We start from the raw sequence: 1,433 nt of genomic DNA on the forward strand, positions 1-1,433 counted from the left end.
GCGCGATGCGCCGCGCCAGGGCGCCGCGCATCGAGCGCACCACGTGCAGGTTGTTGGGCGAGCCATCGCTCGTGAAGCCGGCCCGGTGGCTCTTCCATTCGGGCACCTCGGCGATCTGGGTGCGGATGAGGTGCGGCAGCGCCAGGTCATCGAAGAACACGCGCATGAACTCCTCGCGCGTGAGGCGGAAGACGAAGTCGTCCTCGCCTTCGCCGCTGTCTGCGGCCTCGCCGCTTCCCGAGCCGCCGCCGGCCTGCCCCTCCGGACGCGCAATGCGGTCGCCCTTCAGGTATTCCTGATTGCCCGGGTGCACGTACTCGCGGTCGCCGCCGCGGGCATGGCCGAAGACGGGTTCGGACACGTCGTGGCGCGGCAGGGTGACATCTTCGCCTTGCTCCAGTTCGCGGATGTTGCGCCCGCTGACCGCGCGCCGCACAGCCTCCTGGATCTGCCCTCGGTAGCGCCTGAGGAAGCGCTCGCGGTTGCCAATGGACTTGTTCTTGCCCGAAAGCCGGCGGTCGATGATCTGCTGCAGGATGGCCACGATGTTGTCAAAGCTCCTTGCAAAAAGGGGGCGAAGCCTGCTGTGGGGCTCCGCCGCTGTGAACTGCCGCTATGAACTCTTGCGCACGCGCAGGTACCACTCGCAGAGCAGGCGAACCTGCTTGGCCGTATAGCCTTTCTCGACCATGCGGGTCACGAAGTCCTCGTGCTTCTTCTGCTCGTCGGCGCTGCTCTTGGTGTTGAAGCTGATCACCGGCAGGAGTTCCTCGGTGTTGGAGAACATCTTCTTCTCGATCACCGCGCGCAGCTTCTCGTAGCTGGTCCAGGCCGGGTTGCGGCCGGCGTTGCCGGCGCGCGCGCGCAGCACGAAGTTGACGATCTCGTTGCGGAAGTCCTTCGGATTGCCGATGCCCGCGGGCCGTTCGATCTTCTCGAGCTCGGCGTTGAGCGAGGCGCGGTCGAACACTTCGCCGGTGTCCACGTCGCGGAACTCCTGGTCCTGGATCCAGTAGTCGGCATAGGTGACGTAGCGGTCGAAGATGTTCTGGCCGTACTCGCTGTAGCTCTCCAGGTAGGCGGTCTGGATTTCCTTGCCGATGAATTCCGCGTAGCGCGGCGCCAGCAGCTCCTTGATGTAGCTGATGTACTTCTGCTCGGTTTCCGGCGGAAACTGCTCGCGCTCGATCTGCTGCTCGAGCACGTACATCAGGTGCACCGGGTTGGCGGCCACCTCGGAGCTGTCGAAGTTGAACACCTTCGAGATGATCTTGAACGCGAAGCGGGTCGAGACGCCGCTCATGCCTTCGTCGACGCCGGCGTAGTCGCGGTATTCCTGGATCGACTTGGCCTTGGGGTCGGTGTCCTTGAGGTTCTCGCCGTCGTAGACCTGCATCTTGCTGTAGATGATCGTGTTCTCTGGATCCTTCAGC

2 protein-coding genes are annotated in these 1,433 nt (G+C 64.0%); both read right to left on the minus strand.

Annotated features, from left to right (window positions below):
- On the minus strand, window positions 1–544 hold a 544-nt coding region (locus tag AC1DOC_RS33495), incomplete at its 3' end, for a DUF444 family protein (RefSeq protein ID WP_478131547.1).
- 69 nt (window positions 545–613) lie between these two features.
- On the minus strand, window positions 614–1,433 hold an 820-nt coding region (locus AC1DOC_RS33500), incomplete at its 5' end, for a PrkA family serine protein kinase (RefSeq protein ID WP_478131548.1).

This window comes from Variovorax sp. 01T439_2 (genome assembly GCF_056398445.1).